The organism is Acidovorax sp. HMWF029 (genome assembly GCF_003060895.1).
GTDB lineage: Bacteria > Pseudomonadota > Gammaproteobacteria > Burkholderiales > Burkholderiaceae_C > Acidovorax.
Map to the genome: position 1 here is coordinate 15,320 of NZ_QAIH01000136.1, position 19,120 is coordinate 34,439.

Below are 19,120 nucleotides of genomic sequence, written 5' to 3' on the forward strand. Positions count from 1 at the left end.
TCGTGTGTCGCAAGAGCGCGGCCCGTTATTTCATCGGCATTTGCGCAAGTCTTCATGGTGTGGAGGTTGGCAGCACATTATGGCGCCGCCCCCGCTGCTGGAACCACACATAGGCGCCCGCGTTGCACACCAGGTACACCGCCATCGCCGCCTGGAACGCGGGCACCGTGGCAAGCCCTGCGCCCGCAAAGGCATCGACGGCCAAGCCGATGCCCCACTGCACCACGAACACGCCAACAAAAATCACCAGGTTGTAGGCCGACAGCGCACGCCCCGCCAGCGCCTGCGGGAACGCCATGGCCACGGCGGGCTGCGACAACGACACAAAGGTGCACGACACGCAGAAGAGCGCCCAGGCCCCGCCCCCGGCTTGCGGCCCGGCCACGATGATGCCCAGCAGCACGATCGAGCACAGCGGCAACCCCCAGGCCATGAGCCTGTCGGCACCAAAACCCTTGCGCAACAGCCAGGGATTGAGCATGCCCCAGGTCCAGAAGGTGCACAGCATGGACACATTGATCCAGAACAGTCCGGTAGCCGCCTCCAGAGCGGTGTAGCCCGCCACACGCTGCATCCACGGCCCGGCCCACAGGGTCTGCATCGCCACCATGCCGCCGTAGCAGAAGAACCCCAGTGGCGCGAGGCGTTGGAAGTAAGGGTGGCGCCACACCACGCCATAACCCTGGGGCACGGCCTCAGCAGCACTGGATTCAGCCTTCGCCTGCGTCGCCGGCCCCCAGCCGGGCACCCAGAGGGCTATCACCACCATCGACAGCGCAATCAGCACCGCCAGCCCCCAGAACAGCGGGCGCCAGCCCACCAGCGGCAAGGCCCATTGCACCGGAAGTGTGGACGCCACCATGCCCAGCGAGCCGGTCATCAGCATCCACGAATTCGCCCGCATCTGGGCCACAGGGTCCAGCCAACGCCGGTAGCCCGTGAGCGGCGCCATCAGGCAAGCGCTGACACCCGCGCCACACAACACGCGCCCTGCCAGCAGCCCCGAAAACCCGGTGGCCGCCGAGAACACCAGGCTGCCCACCACGGCCACGCCCAGAAACCCCAGCGCAACCTTTTTGGGCCCGTGGCGGTCCAGCCAGGTGCCCAACGGCAGCTGCGTGGCCGAAAAGCCCAGAAAGTAGCCCCCGGCCAGCAGCCCCAGGTCACGCGCCTGCAGCGCAAACTCAGCCGCCAGCGTGGGCGCCAGCGTGGCCGTCACCGCCCGCACCAAAGCGGACAAGAAGTAGGCAAACGCAAAGGCCAGAAAAACAATGACGGCAGAGCGCCGCGACAACACGCCGCACGACACGCTGCTCATGGCAGCGCCAGGCCGGCAAAAAATTGCTCGGCCACCTCGGCGCGGGGCTTCTGGCTGTAGACCACCGCGTGGAACAGTCGCACCTCGGGGCCCGCCGCGCGCGCAAACCACACGGCCTGCGCCGTGACCGCCGAGCCATCGGCCCGCTGGCCCTGGACTGCAGTGCGCAACGATTGCGGTAGCGGCAAGGCGCCGCGCGGTGTGTAGGGGGTGTCGGCCGCCGAGGTGGCTGCCTGCGGCCCCAGGCGCGCGAGCACCGCCGCGCGCCAGTGGGTGAGCGCCGCGCCCACCTGGGCCGGATCGGCCAGTGCCGCGTGAGACACCGCAAACGTCGCGCCATCGGCATCGCAGCCCACCATGGCCAGCGCCACAGGCGCCCCGGCCAGTTCCACCGTGCGGGTGGCCTGGTCGGGCTTGCAGGGCAGCGTGATGGTGAGGCCCGCCTCGGGCAGGGGCACGGTGCGCCAGTTCAGCGCGGGGCTGCAGCCCGCCAGCAGCAGGGCCAGCGCCCCGGTCAATGTCCTATGCATCGGCCCATTATCGACAGAGCGTCGGCAGAGCGGCCCGAACTTTTGCTGCGGGGCCGACTCGACCCCCTGGGCCAGCCCTCCGGCACAATGCCGGGTGGGCCTCAGAGGCTCGTTCTTTCTGGATGATGGTGAAACCATGGCGATCAAGCATTGGGCAGCAGGTGTGGCAGTGGCAGCGTTTGCGGCCGTGGGCGCGTACGTGTACCTGGACACGGGCCGCGCCGAAGCGCCCGCATCGACCTTTGTGCTGCTGGATGGCTCCAGCCAATCCACCGCCGACCTGAAGGGCAAGGTCACCCTGGTGAACTTCTGGGCCACGAGCTGCACCACCTGCGTGGCTGAGATGCCCGAGATCGTTGCCACCTACAACAAGTACAACGCCAAAGGGTTTGAGACCCTGGCCGTGGCCATGAGCTACGACCCGCCCAGCTACGTAGTCAACTTTGCCGAAACGCGCAAGCTGCCCTTCAAGGTGGCCATCGACAACACCGGCGCCGTGGCCAAGGCCTGGGGCGATGTGCGCCTGACGCCCTCGACCTTCATCGTCAACAAGCGCGGCGAGATCGTGAAAACCTACGTGGGTGCGCCCAATTTCCCTGAGCTGCACCAGCTCATCGAGAAGCTGCTGGCGGAGACCTGAGCCACCGCCAAACGCCAAAAACAAAAGGCTGATTTCGTACGAAATCAGCCTTTTGCGCTTTCCTGACAAGCGTTAGAAGCTATCCATTTTTCAGAATGACTCCGCAACTGGCGCGGCCCAGAGCAGCGGACGCCGTGCAAGGGCCGCCACGTCGCGTGGGCGGCGCTTCGCATGCGTGCCCTGGCGTCGTCCCCCTTCCCGAATCGCTCAGCGATTCGAGACAAGGGGGAAGCGGCGCAGCCGCTCAGGGGGTCGCCCCTTATTTCGCACGATAGCTGTCGTGGCAGGCCTTGCAGGTGCCTGCAGCAGCGCCAAACGCGGTCTTGAGGTTGTCGAGGTTGCCCGTCTTGGCGGCAGCGGCCAACTTGACCGACTCGGCCTGCAGCTTGTCGGAATGCTCCTTGAACTTGGCCTGCTCCGTCCAGATCTCCGGCAGCGCCTTGGTGGGAGCGCCCTTGTCCGTGCCCGCGCCAAAACCGGCCCAGGGCAGCTTGGCCATTTCGGCCACCACTTCTGCGTTCTCCTGCGCGGCCTTGGCGTCAAACGGCACGCGGCCATTGGCCATTGCGCCCAGGCGGCCGAAATGCTGGCCCATCACGAAGAACGCGCTTTGGCGGTATTTGATGGCGTCCTCGGCCTTGGCAAACTGGGCCGAGGCGGGGGCCGACACGGTCAGCGTGGCAGCGGCAAGGGCAAATGCGGCAAGTGCTTTCATGGGAAATTTCCTTTTTCGTGGGGTGGGCGCCCACCTTGGGGCCCGCTGGCAGTATGCCGCGTCAGACCTTTTTTCGCATGGCCAGGGCACTTCCGGCCGCGCGTGGCCTCATTCACAATGCGTCCATCTCCGCTCGCCTTCACTGCCATGACGCCACACACCGTACGCATCTGGGATCTTCCCACCCGCATCTTTCACTGGGCCCTGGCCACCTGCGTGGTGGGGCTGGTCATCACCGCCAAGGTGGGCGGCAACGCCATGGAATGGCACTTTCGCCTGGGCTACGCAGTGCTGGCGCTCCTGGTGTTCCGGGTGGTCTGGGGGCTTGTCGGCGGACGCTGGTCGCGCTTCTCGGCTTTTCTCTACTCACCCGCTCGACTGTTGCGCTACCTGCGCGGCAACGCCCACCCCGAAGACAATGTCGGGCACAGCCCGCTGGGGGCGCTGTCGGTATTTGCATTGCTGGCGGTGCTGGGCGCGCAGGTGGGCACCGGCCTGCTGAGCGACGATGAAATCGCTTTTGCGGGGCCGCTCACACGTTTTGTCTCCAACGCCGTGGTAGGCCAGGCGACGGGTTACCACAAGGAAATCGGGCAGTACCTCGTGCTCGGCCTTGTTGCACTGCATGTACTGGCTGTGTTGTTTTATGTGACCGTGCGCAAACACACCCTGGTGCGGCCCATGCTGGGCGGCGACAAGGCTCTGCCCGAGCCCGCCGCCCCCTCGCGCGACGACGCGCTGAGCCGCGCCCTGGCGCTGCTGGTGCTGGCCGGCAGCGTGGGACTGGCCTGGTGGGTCTCGTCACTGGCCATGGCGGCGGGGTTCTGACGGGCTGCTCTAAGGACGACCTCGCTACACTGCGGCTTCCATCGTTTTGCCCCCTCGCGTTTTGGACAAGCCTTCCATCACCCTGCGAACCCCCAGCACCCCTGCCGAGCTGGACGCCGTGCGCGACATCTTCCGGGAATACGCCAGCACTCTGGGCGTAGACCTGTGTTTTCAAGGCTTCGACGCCGAGCTCGCACAGCTGCCTGGCGACTACGCCGAGCCACGCGGCGCCCTGCTGGTGGCCGAAGTCGAAGGCGCCGTGGCCGGCTGCTGCGCGCTGCGCCCCCTGGACACCGCCGACTACCCCAATGCCAGCGAGATGAAGCGCCTGTTTGTGCGCAAGGCGTTTCGCGGTTTTGGCCTGGGACGCGAACTCGCTGAGGCCATGCTGGACCGCGCCCGGCAGGCCGGTTATGCCTGTGTCCTGCTCGACACATTGGACGACATGGAATCCGCCCGCGCGCTTTACACCGACCTGGGGTTTGAGGAGATTCCCCCTTACTACCACAACCCCATTGCCGGGGCGCATTACCTCAAGGTCGATATTTTTTGAGCCTTTTTTCGACGTCCCCGCGCACCCCATAAGCATTAATTGCTATTATTTTAATAGCAAATGGCAGCTCACAGTGGCCAGACGCCAAGCATGTCGAGCCTGTACAGGCTTGGGCCGTGCGGCAGCCCCACGGGGTTTTCCCCCTAATGTGGTTTTGCACGCTTGACAGCACAGTTTGTGGCCAAACGCGCCGAACGCACGCGCCTGAAGGGAGAAGTCCACTGGGCTGGCCAGTGACTGGCACCGGTGCGCAAGGACAAGATCCTGCTGCTGTTCGATGCCATCCGATTCTGGGACGCTCCTTAACGTGAAATCACCTCATGGTCAGGGTGGCTCTGCCACCCTGACCATGAAACTAAGGACAACGGAACTCAGGCCTTCTGGGCTTGCTGCAGCAGCGTCTCCGCGTCGCTGACTTCGAACTTGCCAGGGCCTTCCACATTGAGTGTGAGCACCTTGCCGTCGCGCACCAGCATCGAGTAGCGGTTGCTGCGCAGGCCCAGGCCCTTGCCCGTCAAGTCCAGGGTGAGGCCGGTGGCCTTGGCGAAGGTCGCATCGCCGTCGCCCAGCATGCGCACCTTGCCGGCGGTCTTCTGGTCACGCGCCCAGGCGCCCATCACAAAGGCGTCGTTCACGCTCACACACCAGATTTCATCCACGCCAGCGGCCTTGAACTCGGCGGCCTTTTCGACATAGCCGGGCACATGCTTGGCCGAGCAGGTGGGGGTGAAAGCACCAGGCAGCGCAAACAGGGCAATGGTCTTGCCCGCCGTGGCCTTTTCCACCGGCACGGGGTTCGGGCCAATGCTGCAGCCTTCGCCCTCGACTTCGGAATATTCCATCAGCGTGCTGGCAGGCAGGGTGTCACCGACTTTGATCATTGTTATCTCCTTGGGGTTGATTGAGATGGGGGGGAGAGGTCAACGGACCCGGGTGGGCCCGGGAATTTGCCGAGGCAATCAAAAAAAGGTTACCCACAAAGCAAAACGACCCACATTGTGGGTCGTTTTGAAGGGCGTTGCAGACCGGGGATATACCCCGGGCTTCAATGCATCGCTGCTTGTTACAGCAGGCCGGCCTTTTGCACCAAGCGGGTAGCCACCCAGTTCTTGGTCTTGGAGAGCGGACGGCTCTCTGTGATTTCGATCATGTCGCCCAGCTTGTACTCGCCCTTTTCATCATGGGCGTGGTACTTGCTCGACTTGGCCACGATCTTGCCGTAGAGCTCGTGCTTCACACGACGCTCGACCAGCACGGTCACAGTCTTTTGACGCTTGTCGCTGACCACCTTGCCAATCAAGGTGCGCTTGAGGGATTTTTTAGCTTCCGTCATGTCGGCTCCTTACTTGGCGGCTTGCTTTTCAGCAAGGATGGTCTTGGCACGTGCGATATCACGGCGGGTAGTGCGCAGCGTATTGGTGTTAGCCAATTGCTGCGTAGCCTTTTGCATGCGCAGGCCGAAGTGGGCCTTTTGCAGCGCCTTGATTTCGGCTTCGATGCCAGCAACGTCTTTTTGGCGCAGTTCAGTAGCTTTGGTCATTTTCATGGTCTCCTGAATTACGCGCCGAGGTGACGGCTGACGAACGTGGTGCGCAGCGGCAGCTTGGCGGCAGCCAGGCGGAACGCTTCGCGGGCCAGTTCTTCGGGCACACCAACGATTTCGAACACGATCTTGCCGGGCTGGATTTCGGCCACGTAGTACTCGGGGTTGCCCTTACCGTTACCCATACGCACTTCTGCGGGCTTGGTAGAGATCGGCTTGTCCGGGAACACACGGATCCAGATACGGCCGCCACGCTTGACGTGACGCGAGATCGCACGACGTGCAGCTTCGATCTGACGGGCCGTCAGACGGCCACGATCGGTGCACTTCAGACCGAAATCACCGAAGGCAACGGAGGCACCCCGCGTTGCGACGCCAGTGTTACGGCCCTTTTGCTCTTTGCGGTATTTACGGCGAGCAGGTTGCAGCATAGTTATTCTCCTTTACCGTCCGCTGCTGTAGCGGGCGCGGCGACTTTGCGTACGCGCTTAACGGCGGTGTTATCAGCGCCACCAGCTTCCGCTGGCTTGTCGCTGCCGTCGGCCGGAGCGGTGTTGCCACCGACAGGACGACGTGGGCCACGGCCTGCGCCTGGACGGTCGCCACCTGGGCGGCCATCACGGCGTGGGCCGCGTGGGCGGCGCTCTTCGTCTGGACGAGGCGTTTCCACGGCTGGCAGGTCGTTACGACCCAGCGTGTCACCCTTGTAGACCCAGACCTTGACGCCGATCACACCGTAGGTGGTCTTGGCTTCAGAGGTACCGTAGTCGATGTCCGCACGCAGCGTGTGAAGTGGCACGCGGCCTTCACGGTACCACTCGCAGCGAGCGATTTCGATACCGTTCAGACGGCCGGACGACATGATCTTGATGCCCTGGGCACCCAGACGCATGGCGTTCTGCATGGCGCGCTTCATGGCGCGGCGGAACATGATGCGCTTTTCGAGCTGTTGCGTGATGCTGTCGGCGATCAGCTTGGCATCGATTTCGGGCTTGCGCACTTCTTCGATGTTCACTGCGACAGGCACGCCCAGGCGCGACGCGAGTTCCTTCTTCAGGTTCTCGATGTCTTCACCCTTCTTGCCGATCACCACACCAGGACGTGCCGAGTAAATGGTGATGCGGGCGTTCTTGGCAGGGCGCTCGATCAGGATGCGCGACACAGCCGCGTTCTTGAGCTTGGCCTTCAGGTACTCACGCACCTTGATGTCTTCGGCCAGCATGCCCGCGAAGTCACGGTTGCTGGCGTACCAACGGCTGGACCAGTTGCGGCTGACCGCAAGGCGGAAGCCGGTAGGATGGATTTTCTGTCCCATAGTCTTCCCGAGCCTTTAGTTGCCAACCGTCACGTACACATGGCACGTGGGCTTGCTGATGCGGTTGCCGCGGCCTTTGGCGCGCGCGGTGAAGCGCTTGAGCGTGGTGCCTTGTTCGACGTAGATGGTCTTGACCTTCAGTTCGTCGATGTCAGCGCCATCGTTGTGTTCGGCGTTGGCGATGGCCGACTCCAGAACCTTCTTGACGATACCAGCAGCTTTTTTCTGCGTGAACGTCAGGATGTTCAGAGCCTGATCCACCTTCTTGCCGCGGATCAGATCGGCGACCAGACGGCCCTTATCGACCGACAGACGGACGCCCCGGAGGACTGCACGTGTTTCAGACATGGTCGTTCCTTACTTCTTCGCTTTTTTGTCAGCGGGGTGACCCTTGAAGGTGCGCGTCAGGGCGAATTCGCCCAGCTTGTGGCCCACCATCTGGTCGGTGACATAGACCGGCACGTGTTGCTTGCCGTTGTGCACGGCGATGGTCAGACCGATGAACTCGGGCAGAACCATGGAACGACGCGACCAGGTCTTGACTGGTTTCTTGTCCTTGGTGGCAACGGCCTTTTCGACCTTGGCCAGCAAGTGATGGTCAACAAATGGACCCTTTTTGAGAGAGCGAGTCATCTGTTACCCCTTACTTCTTGCGACGCGACACGATCATGATCTGTGTGCGCTTGTTGTTACGGGTGCGATAACCCTTGGTCAGATTGCCCCAAGGATCGACTGCATGGCGGCCTTCGCCGGTGCGGCCTTCGCCACCACCGTGAGGGTGATCCACCGGGTTCATGGCCACGCCGCGAACCGTTGGGCGAATACCCATCCAGCGCTTCACACCGGCCTTGCCCAGTTGGCGCAGGCTGTGTTCTTCGTTGGCCACTTCGCCAATGGTGGCGCGGCATTCGATGTGGATCTTGCGCACTTCACCCGAGCGCATACGCACTTGGGCGTAGGTGCCTTCGCGGGCCAGCAGGGTTGCCGAAGCACCAGCCGAGCGGGCGATCTGAGCACCGGCACCGGGCTTGAGCTCGATGCAGTGGATGGTCGAACCCACGGGGATGTTGCGGATAGGCAGCGTGTTGCCAGCGCGAATTGGGGCTTCCGAACCGGACAGCAGGGTTGCGCCCACTTCCAGGTTGCGGGGAGCGATGATGTAGCGACGCTCGCCGTCGGCATAGCACACCAGAGCGATGTGGGCCGTACGGTTCGGGTCGTACTCAATGCGCTCAACCTTGGCCGGAATGCCGTCCTTGTTGCGCTTGAAGTCCACCACACGGTAGTGGTGCTTGTGACCACCGCCCTTGTGGCGGGTGGTGATGTGACCGTTGTTGTTGCGGCCAGCCTTCTGGAACTGAGGCTCCAGCAGCGGCGCAAACGCCTCACCCTTGTACAGGTGGTCACGCGTGACCTTCACCACAGCACGTTGGCCAGGCGAAGTGGGTTTCATCTTGATAACGGCCATGATTAAGCAGCCTCCCCAGACAGGTTCAGCTCTTGACCTGGCTGCAGCGTGACGTATGCCTTGCGAACATTGTCGCGGCGGCCCACGGTCTTGCCGAAGCGCTTGGTCTTGCCTTTGGTGTTCACCACGGAAACGCCCTTGACCTCGACCTTGAACATCAATTCCACAGCGGCCTTGATTTCTGGCTTGGTAGCGTTCTGCAGCACCTTGAACGTCACAGCATTGGACTTTTCAGCAACCATGGTGGCCTTTTCGGACACGATGGGAGCGACCAGCACTTGCATCAGACGACCTTCGTCAAACTTGAGCGTGCTCATGCGAACATCTCCTTGAGTTTGTCGATTGCACCCTTGGTGACGAGCACTTTCTTGAATCGGACCAGCGACACGGGATCGGCGTAACGGGGCTCAACGACGAGCACGTTCACCAGATTACGGGAGGCCAGGTACAGGTTTTCGTCCACTTCGTCGGCAATCACCATCACCGATTGCAGGTTCATCGCCTTGAACTTGTCGGCCAGGACCTTGGTCTTGGGGGAGTCAAGCTTCAGCGAATCGACCACAGCCAGACGGCCTTCGCGGGCCAGCTGCGACAAGATGGCAGACATACCGGCGCGGTACATCTTCTTGTTGATCTTCTGCGTGAAATTTTCGTCAGGCATGTTCGGGAAAATCCGACCACCCCCACGCCACAGCGGCGAGGAAGTCATACCTGCACGTGCGTTACCCGTACCCTTTTGCTTGAAAGGCTTCTTGGTCGAGTGACGGACTTGTTCGCGGTCTTTTTGAGCGCGAGTGCCTTGGCGTGCGTTGGCCTGGTAGGCCACCACGATCTGGTGCACCAGATCTTCGTTGTATTCACGACCGAACACGGTTTCGGGAACATCCAGCTTGGATGCGCCTTGGCCTTGGTCATTCAGGAGTTCGAGCTGCATTAGTTCGCTCCTTTGGAGGCTTTGGCCTTGATGGCGGGACGCACCGTCACGAACCCACCCTTGGAGCCCGGAATAGCGCCCTTGATCAAGAGCAGTTGACGCGCTTCGTCGATGCGGATGACATCGAGGTTTTGCGTGGTCTTGGTGACGTCGCCGAGGTGGCCCGTCATGCGCTTGCCGGGGAACACGCGACCGGGGTCTTGTGCCATACCGATGGAGCCGGGCACGTTGTGCGAACGGCTGTTACCGTGCGACGCGCGCTGCGAGGCCATGTTGTGGCGCTTGATGGTACCGGCGTAGCCCTTACCAATCGAAGTACCTTGCACATCGACCTTCTGGCCCACGGCGAACACATCCGCCACTGGAACTGCGGCACCCGCGGCGTATTTGCCAGCGGTTTCAGCGGTCACGCGGAATTCCTGGATGATTTCACCGGCTTCCACACCTGCCTTGGCAAGGTGGCCGGCTTCTGGCTTGGTCACGCGCGATGCTTTGCGCGAACCGAACGTGACCTGCAGGGCCACGTAGCCATCGTTCTCTTGGGTTTTGACCTGGGTAACGCGGTTGTTGGACACATCCACCACCGTGACAGGCACTGCGTCCCCATCATCGGTGAACAGACGCATCATGCCCACTTTGCGACCCAGCAACCCGAGGGAGTTGCTCAGACTCATTGGTTTTCTCCAAAACTTTCACCGCTGCGACTTCAATTGGCCTCAGCGTTTTTGCTCAGCACTTGCGCGCCAGCGTGCGAAAGAAGGTTAATAAAACTCCACCCAAACCCCACAACTTTGCAGGCGCGAGAAAGGCGAAGCCCTAAAGTATAACGCGGACTGCTTTTTCAAGCAAGTCCGCGTTACACACCGCTTGACTGACCCTTGCGGGCCAGCCTTCCGGGATTACTGCAGCTTGATTTCGACGTCCACGCCAGCAGGCAGGTCGAGCTTCATCAGTGCGTCCACCGTCTTGTCGGTGGGGTCCACGATGTCCATCAGGCGCTGGTGCGTGCGGATTTCCAGCTGGTCACGCGACGTCTTGTTGACGTGGGGCGAGCGCAGGATGTCGAAACGCTTCATGCGGGTCGGCAGGGGCACGGGGCCCTTGACGATGGCGCCGGTGCGCTTGGCGGTGTCGACGATCTCGGCAGCGGACTGGTCGATCAGCTTGTAGTCAAACGCCTTCAGACGGATGCGGATTTTTTGCTTGGACATGGCAAGTTCCTTGTTCTGCTTATGAATTAAGCAATGATCTTTGCCACGACGCCAGCGCCCACCGTGCGGCCGCCTTCGCGAATAGCGAAGCGCAGACCTTCTTCCATGGCGATGGGGTTGATCAGCTTCACAGTGATCGACACGTTGTCACCAGGCATGACCATTTCCTTGTCGGCTGGCAGCTCGATAGCACCAGTCACGTCGGTCGTGCGGAAGTAGAACTGAGGACGGTAGTTGTTGAAGAAAGGCGTGTGACGGCCACCTTCGTCCTTGGACAGAACGTACACCTCAGCCGTGAAGTGGGTGTGGGGCTTGATCGAGCCGGGCTTGCACAGCACTTGGCCGCGTTCCACGTCTTCGCGCTTGGTACCGCGCAGCAGCAGGCCCACGTTGTCGCCAGCTTGACCTTGGTCCAGCAGCTTGCGGAACATTTCCACGCCGGTGCAGATGGTCTTTTGCGTGTCGCGGATACCGACGATTTCGATTTCTTCGCCGACCTTGATGATGCCGCGCTCCACGCGACCGGTCACCACGGTGCCACGACCGGAGATGGAGAACACATCTTCCACGGGCATCAGGAAAGCACCGTCCACAGCGCGCTCTGGCGTGGGGATGTAGGTGTCCAGGGCTTCAGCCAGCTTCATGATGGCTTCTTCACCCAGCTTGCCCTTGTCGCCTTCCAGGGCGAGCTTGGCAGAGCCGCGCACGATAGGGGTGTCGTCGCCTGGGAAGTCGTACTTGTCCAGGAGTTCGCGCACTTCCATTTCGACGAGTTCCAGCAGCTCTTCGTCGTCCACCATGTCGCACTTGTTCAGGAACACGATGATGTAAGGCACGCCCACTTGGCGGGCAAGCAGGATGTGCTCACGGGTCTGGGGCATGGGGCCGTCAGCGGCCGAGCAAACCAGAATGGCGCCGTCCATCTGGGCAGCGCCGGTGATCATGTTCTTCACATAGTCGGCGTGGCCAGGGCAGTCCACGTGGGCGTAGTGGCGGTTGGCCGTTTCGTATTCCACGTGGGCGGTGTTGATCGTGATACCGCGGGCTTTTTCTTCGGGCGCTGCGTCGATCTGGTCGTAGGCCTTGGCTTCGCCGCCGAACTTGGCCGACAGCACGGTAGCGATGGCTGCCGTCAGGGTCGTCTTGCCATGGTCCACGTGGCCGATCGTGCCCACGTTGACGTGGGGCTTGGTGCGTTCAAACTTACCTTTTGCCATTTCAATTCTCCAAAGAGCAATCCCTGTGTAGTGGTTTTACGTCTGCATCTGGTTGCTTGTTCACCCCGCACAGGAAACAGGGTGGCACCGGATCGCAGACAAAACAAAGCCCAGGCCAAAGAGGCCCGGGCAAACTGCCTATTTACTTGGCGCGTGCTGCCATGATGGCTTCAGACACGTTGCGAGGCGCTTCGCTGTAGTGCTTGAATTCCATCGTGTAGGTGGCGCGGCCTTGCGACATGGAGCGCAGAGTCGTGGAGTAGCCGAACATTTCGGACAGGGGCACTTCGGCCTTGATGGCCTTGCCGCCACCCACCATGTCGTCCATGCCTTGCACCATGCCGCGACGGCTGGACAAGTCGCCCATCACGTTACCGGCGTAGTCTTCAGGTGTTTCCACTTCCACGGCCATCATAGGTTCCAGAATGACCGGACCGGCCTTCTTGCAACCTTCCTTGAAGCCGAAGATGGCGGCCATCTTGAACGCCAGTTCGTTCGAGTCCACATCGTGGTACGAACCGAAGTGCAGCGTGACCTTGACGTCAACCACAGGGTAGCCAGCCAGCACGCCTTGCGTCACGGCTTCGTTGATACCCTTTTCCACGGCCGGGATGAATTCGCGAGGAACCACACCACCCTTGATCGCGTCCACGAACTCGATGCCCTTGCCGGCTTCGTTGGGTTCGATCTTGAGCACAACGTGCCCGTACTGGCCCTTACCACCGGACTGGCGCACGAACTTGCCTTCGGCCTCTTCCACTGTCTTGCGGATGGTTTCGCGGTAGGCCACTTGGGGCTTGCCCACGTTGGCTTCCACACCGAATTCGCGCTTCATGCGGTCCACGATGATTTCGAGGTGCAGCTCGCCCATGCCACCGATGATGGTCTGGCCGGATTCTTCATCGGTCTGCACGCGGAACGATGGGTCTTCTGCAGCCAGGCGCGACAGGGCGATACCCATCTTTTCCTGGTCAGCCTTGGACTTGGGTTCCACGGCCTGGCGAATCACGGGCTCAGGGAACACCATGCGCTCCAGGGTCACCACGGCGGCTGGATCACACAGGGTTTCGCCCGTGGTCACGTCCTTCAGGCCCACGCAAGCAGCGATGTCACCGGCGCGGATTTCGTCCACTTCCTGGCGCTCGTTGGCGTGCATCTGCACGATACGGCCGATACGTTCCTTCTTGCCACGCACGGGGTTGTACACGGTGTCGCCCTTGGAGAGCACGCCGGAGTACACACGCACGAACGTCAGCTGACCCACGAACGGGTCGGTCATCAGCTTGAAAGCCAGAGCCGAGAACTTCTCGCTGTCATCCGCCTTGCGAGTGACTTCCTTGTCGTCTTCATCGAAGCCAGGCACGGGAGGCACATCCAGAGGCGAAGGCATGAGTTCGATCACGGCGTCCAGCATGCGCTGCACACCCTTGTTCTTGAACGCCGTGCCGCACAGCATGGGCTGAATTTCGCCATTGATGGTGCGCGTACGCAGGCCTTGGGTGATCTCTTCTTCCGACAGATCGCCCTCTTCCAGGTACTTGTTCATCAGGTCTTCCGAGGCTTCTGCCGCTGCCTCGACCATCTTTTCGCGCCATTCCTTGGCCACTTCTACCAGGTCCGCCGGAATGTCTTCGAAGGTAAACTTCATGCCCTGGGAAGCTTCATCCCAGATGATGGCCTTCATCTTGCGCAGGTCGACCACGCCCTTGAAGTTTTCTTCGGCACCAATCGGGATCACGATCGGCACGGGGCTGGCCTTCAGGCGCAGCTTCATCTGGTCCACAACCTTGAAGAAGTTGGCACCGGTACGGTCCATCTTGTTCACAAACGCCAGACGTGGCACCTTGTACTTGTTGGCCTGGCGCCACACGGTCTCCGACTGGGGCTGCACGCCACCCACAGCGCAGTACACCATGCAGGCACCGTCCAGCACGCGCATGGAACGCTCCACTTCGATCGTGAAGTCCACGTGACCGGGGGTGTCGATGATGTTGATGCGGTGCTCGGGGAAGGACATGTCCATGCCCTTCCAGAAACAGGTCGTGGCAGCCGAGGTGATCGTGATGCCGCGCTCTTGCTCTTGCTCCATCCAGTCCATGGTGGCCGCGCCGTCGTGCACTTCACCAATCTTGTGGTTCACGCCGGTGTAGAAAAGAATACGCTCGGTCGTGGTGGTCTTGCCGGCGTCAATGTGGGCCGAGATACCGATGTTGCGGTAACGCTCGAGGGGGGTCTTGCGAGCCATGGTGGATCCTTGGATGGGTCGTGTTATTCGGGGGACGGGCCAACATTGTTGCGCTGCAACCCGTCAATTTTGTGACCGCCTCAATCGCCACAAGGCTGCAGGCAAAAATGCTTGCAGCCTTGCGTCTGGCGACGAAAACGGCTCGTCGATTTAGAAGCGGAAGTGGCTGAATGCCTTGTTGGCTTCTGCCATGCGGTGCACTTCGTCACGCTTCTTCATGGCGCCGCCACGGCCTTCGGTGGCTTCCAGCAGTTCGTTGGCCAGACGTTGGGCCATCGACTTTTCACCACGCTTGCGGGCGGCTTCCTTGATCCAGCGCATGGACAGGGCCAGACGACGGACAGGACGCACTTCCACGGGCACCTGGTAGTTGGCACCGCCCACGCGGCGGGACTTCACTTCCACCATGGGCTTCACGTTGTTGATGGCAACAGTGAAGGCTTCCAGAGGGTCCTTGTCGGGGTGCTTCTTCTCGATCAGTTCCAGGGCGCCGTAAATGATGCGCTCTGCAACTGCCTTCTTGCCGCCTTCCATGATCACGTTCATGAATTTGGACAGCTCTACATTGCCGAACTTGGGATCCGGCAGGATTTCACGTTTGGGGACTTCGCGACGACGTGGCATTTTTTACCTCTATCTTTGCTTCAGTTGGCGTCTTTTCAGACACCGCGAGAGTCATTAAAACTCCCACTTACTCGACCCGCGCAGAACACCTGCGTTTGGGGTCACTACGCTGGATCACCGCGCCACGCGGGAAACAGCACCGAAAATTCTTTGCAAAAAAGCGCAGGGCTTACTTGGCCTTGGGCTTCTTGGCGCCGTACTTGGAGCGCGCTTGCTTGCGGTCTTTCACGCCTTGCAAGTCGAGCGAACCGCGCACGATGTGGTAACGCACACCGGGCAAGTCCTTCACACGACCGCCGCGAACCAGCACCACGCTGTGTTCCTGCAGGTTGTGGCCTTCACCGCCGATGTAGGAGATCACCTCGAAACCGTTGGTCAGGCGCACCTTGGCAACCTTACGCAGAGCGGAGTTAGGCTTCTTAGGCGTCGTGGTGTACACACGGGTGCACACGCCGCGGCGCTGTGGAGAGTTTTCCATCGCAGGGCTCTTGGACTTGGTCTTTTCGACCTCGCGCCCCTGACGGACCAGTTGATTGATGGTTGGCATGAAATACGTCCCTAAACGTAAAAAACGAAAACGTGAAACCCTTCGGAAATTCCGAAAAGCCTTCTAATGTAGCAGCAAGGCCCCAAACGGGCAAGCGCCAAGCGGTTCTCCCTGGAAACCCAGGCACAAGATGAAAGCCACCAGCCGCCGAAAGAGCGCACCCCATGCCAGCGCCGCCGCGCAAAGGCAGCCCCCGCCGCACGGGCTGCGCCCCTCAGGAGGAAGGCGCGAAGCGACTCAGGGGGAGCCCGATCACTTGATCCAGAGGCGGATCGCGTCCCAGGCCCGGCCCACGATGCCCGCCTGCTCCACCCCTTCCAGTGCCAGCAGGGGCACTTCACCCACCATTTGCTCGCCCAGCATCACCTTGAGGGTGCCGACAGACTGGCCCTTGGCGTAGGGCGCCACCAATGGATCAGGGCGGGAGATCTGGGTGGTGATCTTGCCAGCGCTTCCCGAAGGCACGGCCACGACGATGGCCTGTTCGCGGCCGATTTTCAGCACGCTGTCCTTGCCCTTCCAGACAGCAGGCGTGGCAACGGGCTTGCCCGCGTCAAACAGCTTGACGGCCTCGAATGCGGTGTAGCCCCAGTTCAGCAGCTTCTGGCTTTCGTTCGCGCGGGCGTTTTCGCTCGCCGCACCCAGCACGATGGACAACAGGCGGCGCTGACCCACGCCGGGGAATTCGCGCTTGGATGTGGCCACCAGGCAATAGCCCGCCGCGGCGGTGTGGCCGGTCTTGAGGCCGTCCACGGTCGGATCGCGGAACAGCAGCGAATTGCGGTTGTTGCCGTTGGATGCGGGGGTGCCCGGGTAGCTGTACTGCTTGGTGGAGTAGTAGTGCATGTACTCCGGGAAGTCCTTCATCAGGCGCATGGCCAGCACGGACAGGTCGCGCGCCGTGGTGGTGTGGCCGGGTTCGGTCAGGCCTTCGGGGTTCTTGTAGCTTGTGCCGTTCATGCCCAGGGCCTTGGCCTGGTCGTTCATGAGCTTGACGAAGTTCTCGGCCGTTCCGCCCACGCCTTCGGCCAGGGCCATGGTGGCGTCGTTGCCGGACTGCACGATCATGCCCTTGATGAGGTCTTCGACCGGCACCTGCATCTTGGGGTCGATGAACATGCGCGAACCGGGCATCTTCCAGGCGCGCACGCTCACAGGCAGCTTCTGGTCCAACGCGATCTTCTTGGCGCGCAGGGCATCAAACACGAGGTAGCCCGTCATGAGCTTGGTGAGCGAGGCCTGCTCCACAGGCGCATCGATGTCCTTGGCGGCCAGCACCTGATTGGCGGTGACATCCACCAGCATGTAGGTGCGCGCGGCGATTTCGGGCGGCTGGGGCGCCTGGGCCAGGGCGCCAAAGGCGGCAGGGGCCACCGCAGCAAAGACAGCCAGGGATCGCAACGCAGACAGGATTCGTTTCATGGGGCAACAGGGGGCTGGGGGGGCTCAAAAAGGAAAGAAATAGCGCGAAGAGAGAAGGGAAAAAGGCCTGCGAGGCCTGGACGCCCTCCTCAGGCGCCCGATTGCAGGTGGCGGACCACCAGATTTTTCAAAAGCGGCAATTGTCCGTGAAAGAAATGCCCGCCCGCCGGGATCACTGTGACAGGCAGTATCTGAGGCCGCGCCCAGTCCATGACGGACGCGAGCGGCACGGTGTCGTCCGCTTCGCCATGCACAACCAGGGTGCGCAGGTGGGCGTCGGGCGGCACGGGAGCCACAGTGAAGCGGCTGGCGGCGGTGCCCACCAGCACGGCCTGGTCCACACGGCCGTCGGGCCAGAGTGCGGCCAGCGCGTGGCTGGTGACAAAGGCGCCGAACGAGAAGCCCGCGAGTGCAATGCGCTGGCCAGCGGCTGCAGGCGCGACCTGCTCCACCACAGCCAGCAAATCCTGCAGCTCGCCACGGCCGTCATCGTGCGTACCCGCGGTGCCCCCCACGCCCCGGAAGTTGAAGCGTACGGCCGTGTAGCCGCATTGCACAAAGGCGCGCGCCAGGGTCTGCACCACCTTGTTGTCCATGGTGCCGCCAAACAGCGGATGGGGGTGGGCAATGATGGCCACACCCCGGTGGCTTGCGCCCTCAGCCAGCGCGGCGCTGTCGCGCACGGCCTCAATGGCGCCTGCGGGGCCGGACAGGGTCAGGCGTTCGGTCTGGGCATTCACGGAATTGCTACTCTATTAATAGCTGAAAACGCTTATCCATCAGGCGCAAGCAGCCAAAATTATTCAAAAAAAACGAGAAATGGAGCCCGTGTCAGCGGCCAAGTTCCGCAGGCGTGACCAGACGCTCCACCACCTGACCGTTCTTGAGGTGCGATTCGACGATCTCGTCGATGTCGGCCGCGTCCACATAGGTGTACCAGGTGCCCTCGGGGTAGACCACGGCCACCGGGCCGCCCGCGCAGCGGTCCAGGCAACCGGCCTTGTTCACACGCACCTTGCCAGCGCCCGCCAGTCCGGCCGCCTTGACCTGGGCCTTGCAGCGGTCAAAACCGGCCTGGGCGTTGTGGTGGGCGCAGCTGTCTTCGCCGTTGGTGCGGTCGTTCAGGCAAAAGAAGATGTGGCGCTGGTAGTAGCCGGGCGCTGCGGCTGGTGCGGAGGAGGTGTCACTCATCCGTGCATTTTAAGTTTGCATATCCCGCCGGGACACCCGCAAAAGCACATACAGCAGCGTGGCATAGGGCCACAGCCAGCCCAGCCACTGCCCCAGGCCATAGAAGCGGATGAAGCGGCCCTGCTCCCAGATCTGCAGGGTCTGGGCGAAATATGCGCTGGTGGGCGCCTGGTTGAGCAGCGCCAGGTGCCAGGCAAGCGCCAGCAGCAGCATGGCGGCACAGGCCCGGCGCGGCAGGGCCACCAGCAGCAAGGCCAGCGCCAGCGCACCCCACACACCCACGCGCACGGGCATGCTCATCCACTCCCAAGCGTGCACCGGGCCCCAGCTCAGCGCGGCTGACAGTGCCGTGAGGACCACGCCCACCACCACCACCCCCAGCGCAAACAGCGCACGCCGCCCCATCTGGCGAATCACGCAGTAGCCCAGCAGGCATGGGATGAGCAGCCCCAGCGTGACGCACAGCAGCTCGCCACTGGGCGAAAGCGGGTCGAGCGCTGCCTCGCGCAGGGGCAGCCAGTCCAGAAATGGGGTATCGGCCAGCAGCTCAATGAGCGCCGACTCCAGGCGCTCCAACACCTGGCCCAGGCCAAAAGGCACGGCCGCCGGGAACAGCAGCGCCATCGGCCACAGCGCCAGCAGCACCATGCCCCCGCTGGCGTCCGAGACGAACCAGCGCGAGCGAAAGTCGCTCCAGCGGTCCAGCGCGCCCAGGCGCTCCAGCAGGGCTGCGCTCAGGGCGCCTGCCATCGTGCCCCCAATGTTGAGCAGCAGGTCCAGGTTGGACGGCACCCGCCGGGGCAGATAAATCTGCAAAAA

The 19,120-nt window shown here is 62.1% G+C and carries 26 protein-coding genes; 3 read left to right on the plus strand and 23 right to left on the minus strand.

The annotated features are described in order from the left end of the window. Positions 1 to 52 precede the first annotated feature (52 nt). Positions 53 to 1,318, minus strand: a complete 1,266-nt coding sequence (locus DBR12_RS09190; protein ID WP_108616973.1) for an MFS transporter — start codon at positions 1,316 to 1,318, stop codon at positions 53 to 55. Further along, the gene (locus tag DBR12_RS09195; RefSeq protein WP_108616974.1) at positions 1,315 to 1,848 is read right to left on the minus strand and encodes a hypothetical protein; all 534 of its coding nucleotides are present in this window, start codon (positions 1,846 to 1,848) and stop codon (positions 1,315 to 1,317) included. The genes DBR12_RS09190 and DBR12_RS09195 overlap by 4 nt, the downstream gene beginning before the upstream one ends. Before the next feature lie 136 nt (positions 1,849 to 1,984). Between DBR12_RS09195 and DBR12_RS09200 the strand changes: the two genes are divergently transcribed. Beyond that, complete coding sequence (locus DBR12_RS09200; protein WP_108616975.1) at positions 1,985 to 2,488, plus strand: TlpA disulfide reductase family protein; 504 nt, start codon at positions 1,985 to 1,987, stop codon at positions 2,486 to 2,488. 259 nt (positions 2,489 to 2,747) lie between these two features. Here the strand turns inward: DBR12_RS09200 and DBR12_RS09205 are convergent, their stop codons facing one another. Beyond that, complete coding sequence (locus tag DBR12_RS09205) at positions 2,748 to 3,203, minus strand: cytochrome c (RefSeq protein WP_108616976.1); 456 nt, start codon at positions 3,201 to 3,203, stop codon at positions 2,748 to 2,750. 147 nt (positions 3,204 to 3,350) lie between these two features. Between DBR12_RS09205 and DBR12_RS09210 the strand changes: the two genes are divergently transcribed. Together DBR12_RS09210 and DBR12_RS09215 are read left to right on the plus strand one after the other, a co-directional pair. Then, positions 3,351 to 4,031 (plus strand): cytochrome b/b6 domain-containing protein, encoded by a 681-nt coding sequence (locus DBR12_RS09210; RefSeq protein WP_108616977.1) that lies wholly within the window; start codon positions 3,351 to 3,353, stop codon positions 4,029 to 4,031. Positions 4,032 to 4,092: 61 nt separating this feature from the next. Beyond that, complete coding sequence (locus tag DBR12_RS09215) at positions 4,093 to 4,584, plus strand: GNAT family N-acetyltransferase (RefSeq protein ID WP_108616978.1); 492 nt, start codon at positions 4,093 to 4,095, stop codon at positions 4,582 to 4,584. A gap of 371 nt (positions 4,585 to 4,955) precedes the next feature. Here DBR12_RS09215 and DBR12_RS09220 read toward each other — a convergent pair whose 3' ends face one another. The 20 genes from DBR12_RS09220 to DBR12_RS09315 all read right to left on the minus strand — a co-directional run. After that, positions 4,956 to 5,465, minus strand: a complete 510-nt coding sequence (locus tag DBR12_RS09220; RefSeq protein WP_108616979.1) for a peroxiredoxin — start codon at positions 5,463 to 5,465, stop codon at positions 4,956 to 4,958. Between the two features lie 182 nt (positions 5,466 to 5,647). Next, entirely contained in the window at positions 5,648 to 5,917 is a 270-nt protein-coding gene (gene rpsQ / locus DBR12_RS09225) for a 30S ribosomal protein S17 (protein WP_108616980.1), read from the minus strand. Positions 5,918 to 5,926: 9 nt separating this feature from the next. Next, the gene (gene rpmC / locus DBR12_RS09230) at positions 5,927 to 6,124 is read right to left on the minus strand and encodes a 50S ribosomal protein L29 (RefSeq protein ID WP_094285997.1); all 198 of its coding nucleotides are present in this window, start codon (positions 6,122 to 6,124) and stop codon (positions 5,927 to 5,929) included. A gap of 17 nt (positions 6,125 to 6,141) precedes the next feature. Then, entirely contained in the window at positions 6,142 to 6,558 is a 417-nt protein-coding gene (gene rplP / locus DBR12_RS09235) for a 50S ribosomal protein L16 (protein WP_015012190.1), read from the minus strand. A 2-nt stretch (positions 6,559 to 6,560) separates the two neighbouring features. Further along, complete coding sequence (gene rpsC, locus DBR12_RS09240) at positions 6,561 to 7,442, minus strand: 30S ribosomal protein S3 (RefSeq protein ID WP_063460172.1); 882 nt, start codon at positions 7,440 to 7,442, stop codon at positions 6,561 to 6,563. A gap of 15 nt (positions 7,443 to 7,457) precedes the next feature. Continuing rightward, on the minus strand, positions 7,458 to 7,790 hold the full coding sequence (gene rplV / locus DBR12_RS09245) for a 50S ribosomal protein L22 (protein ID WP_005796970.1): 333 nt from the start codon (positions 7,788 to 7,790) through the stop codon (positions 7,458 to 7,460). Positions 7,791 to 7,799: 9 nt separating this feature from the next. Further along, positions 7,800 to 8,075, minus strand: coding sequence for a 30S ribosomal protein S19 (gene rpsS, locus DBR12_RS09250; protein WP_010467177.1), 276 nt, complete (start codon positions 8,073 to 8,075; stop codon positions 7,800 to 7,802). Positions 8,076 to 8,085: 10 nt separating this feature from the next. Then, complete coding sequence (gene rplB / locus DBR12_RS09255; protein ID WP_063460173.1) at positions 8,086 to 8,910, minus strand: 50S ribosomal protein L2; 825 nt, start codon at positions 8,908 to 8,910, stop codon at positions 8,086 to 8,088. A 2-nt stretch (positions 8,911 to 8,912) separates the two neighbouring features. Then, a complete protein-coding gene (rplW, locus tag DBR12_RS09260) occupies positions 8,913 to 9,227 on the minus strand; it encodes a 50S ribosomal protein L23 (protein WP_007847815.1) in 315 nt (104 codons plus the stop codon). After that, complete coding sequence (gene rplD / locus DBR12_RS09265; RefSeq protein ID WP_008906425.1) at positions 9,224 to 9,844, minus strand: 50S ribosomal protein L4; 621 nt, start codon at positions 9,842 to 9,844, stop codon at positions 9,224 to 9,226. The genes rplW and rplD overlap by 4 nt, the downstream gene beginning before the upstream one ends. Then, on the minus strand, positions 9,844 to 10,518 hold the full coding sequence (gene rplC, locus DBR12_RS09270) for a 50S ribosomal protein L3 (RefSeq protein ID WP_094285999.1): 675 nt from the start codon (positions 10,516 to 10,518) through the stop codon (positions 9,844 to 9,846). The genes rplD and rplC overlap by 1 nt, the downstream gene beginning before the upstream one ends. Before the next feature lie 225 nt (positions 10,519 to 10,743). After that, on the minus strand, positions 10,744 to 11,055 hold the full coding sequence (rpsJ, locus tag DBR12_RS09275) for a 30S ribosomal protein S10 (protein ID WP_005796953.1): 312 nt from the start codon (positions 11,053 to 11,055) through the stop codon (positions 10,744 to 10,746). Between the two features lie 26 nt (positions 11,056 to 11,081). Continuing rightward, a complete protein-coding gene (gene tuf / locus DBR12_RS09280; RefSeq protein WP_108616981.1) occupies positions 11,082 to 12,272 on the minus strand; it encodes an elongation factor Tu in 1,191 nt (396 codons plus the stop codon). Positions 12,273 to 12,414: 142 nt separating this feature from the next. Beyond that, complete coding sequence (fusA, locus tag DBR12_RS09285) at positions 12,415 to 14,517, minus strand: elongation factor G (protein WP_108616982.1); 2,103 nt, start codon at positions 14,515 to 14,517, stop codon at positions 12,415 to 12,417. 150 nt (positions 14,518 to 14,667) lie between these two features. Further along, complete coding sequence (gene rpsG / locus DBR12_RS09290; RefSeq protein ID WP_005798541.1) at positions 14,668 to 15,141, minus strand: 30S ribosomal protein S7; 474 nt, start codon at positions 15,139 to 15,141, stop codon at positions 14,668 to 14,670. A gap of 169 nt (positions 15,142 to 15,310) precedes the next feature. Then, entirely contained in the window at positions 15,311 to 15,688 is a 378-nt protein-coding gene (gene rpsL, locus DBR12_RS09295) for a 30S ribosomal protein S12 (RefSeq protein ID WP_015012185.1), read from the minus strand. Positions 15,689 to 15,940: 252 nt separating this feature from the next. Beyond that, positions 15,941 to 17,110 carry a D-alanyl-D-alanine carboxypeptidase family protein gene (locus DBR12_RS09300; protein WP_108616983.1) on the minus strand — a complete coding sequence of 390 codons (1,170 nt, stop codon included), beginning with the start codon at positions 17,108 to 17,110 and terminating at the stop codon, positions 15,941 to 15,943. A gap of 89 nt (positions 17,111 to 17,199) precedes the next feature. After that, positions 17,200 to 17,850: an alpha/beta hydrolase gene (locus DBR12_RS09305; RefSeq protein ID WP_108616984.1), complete on the minus strand. Its 651-nt coding sequence runs from the start codon at positions 17,848 to 17,850 to the stop codon at positions 17,200 to 17,202. A 91-nt stretch (positions 17,851 to 17,941) separates the two neighbouring features. Further along, entirely contained in the window at positions 17,942 to 18,301 is a 360-nt protein-coding gene (locus DBR12_RS09310) for a ferredoxin (RefSeq protein ID WP_063460178.1), read from the minus strand. A 9-nt stretch (positions 18,302 to 18,310) separates the two neighbouring features. After that, positions 18,311 to 19,120, minus strand: an 810-nt coding sequence (locus DBR12_RS09315) for a VanZ family protein (protein ID WP_108616990.1), incomplete at its 5' end; no start/stop codon positions are given.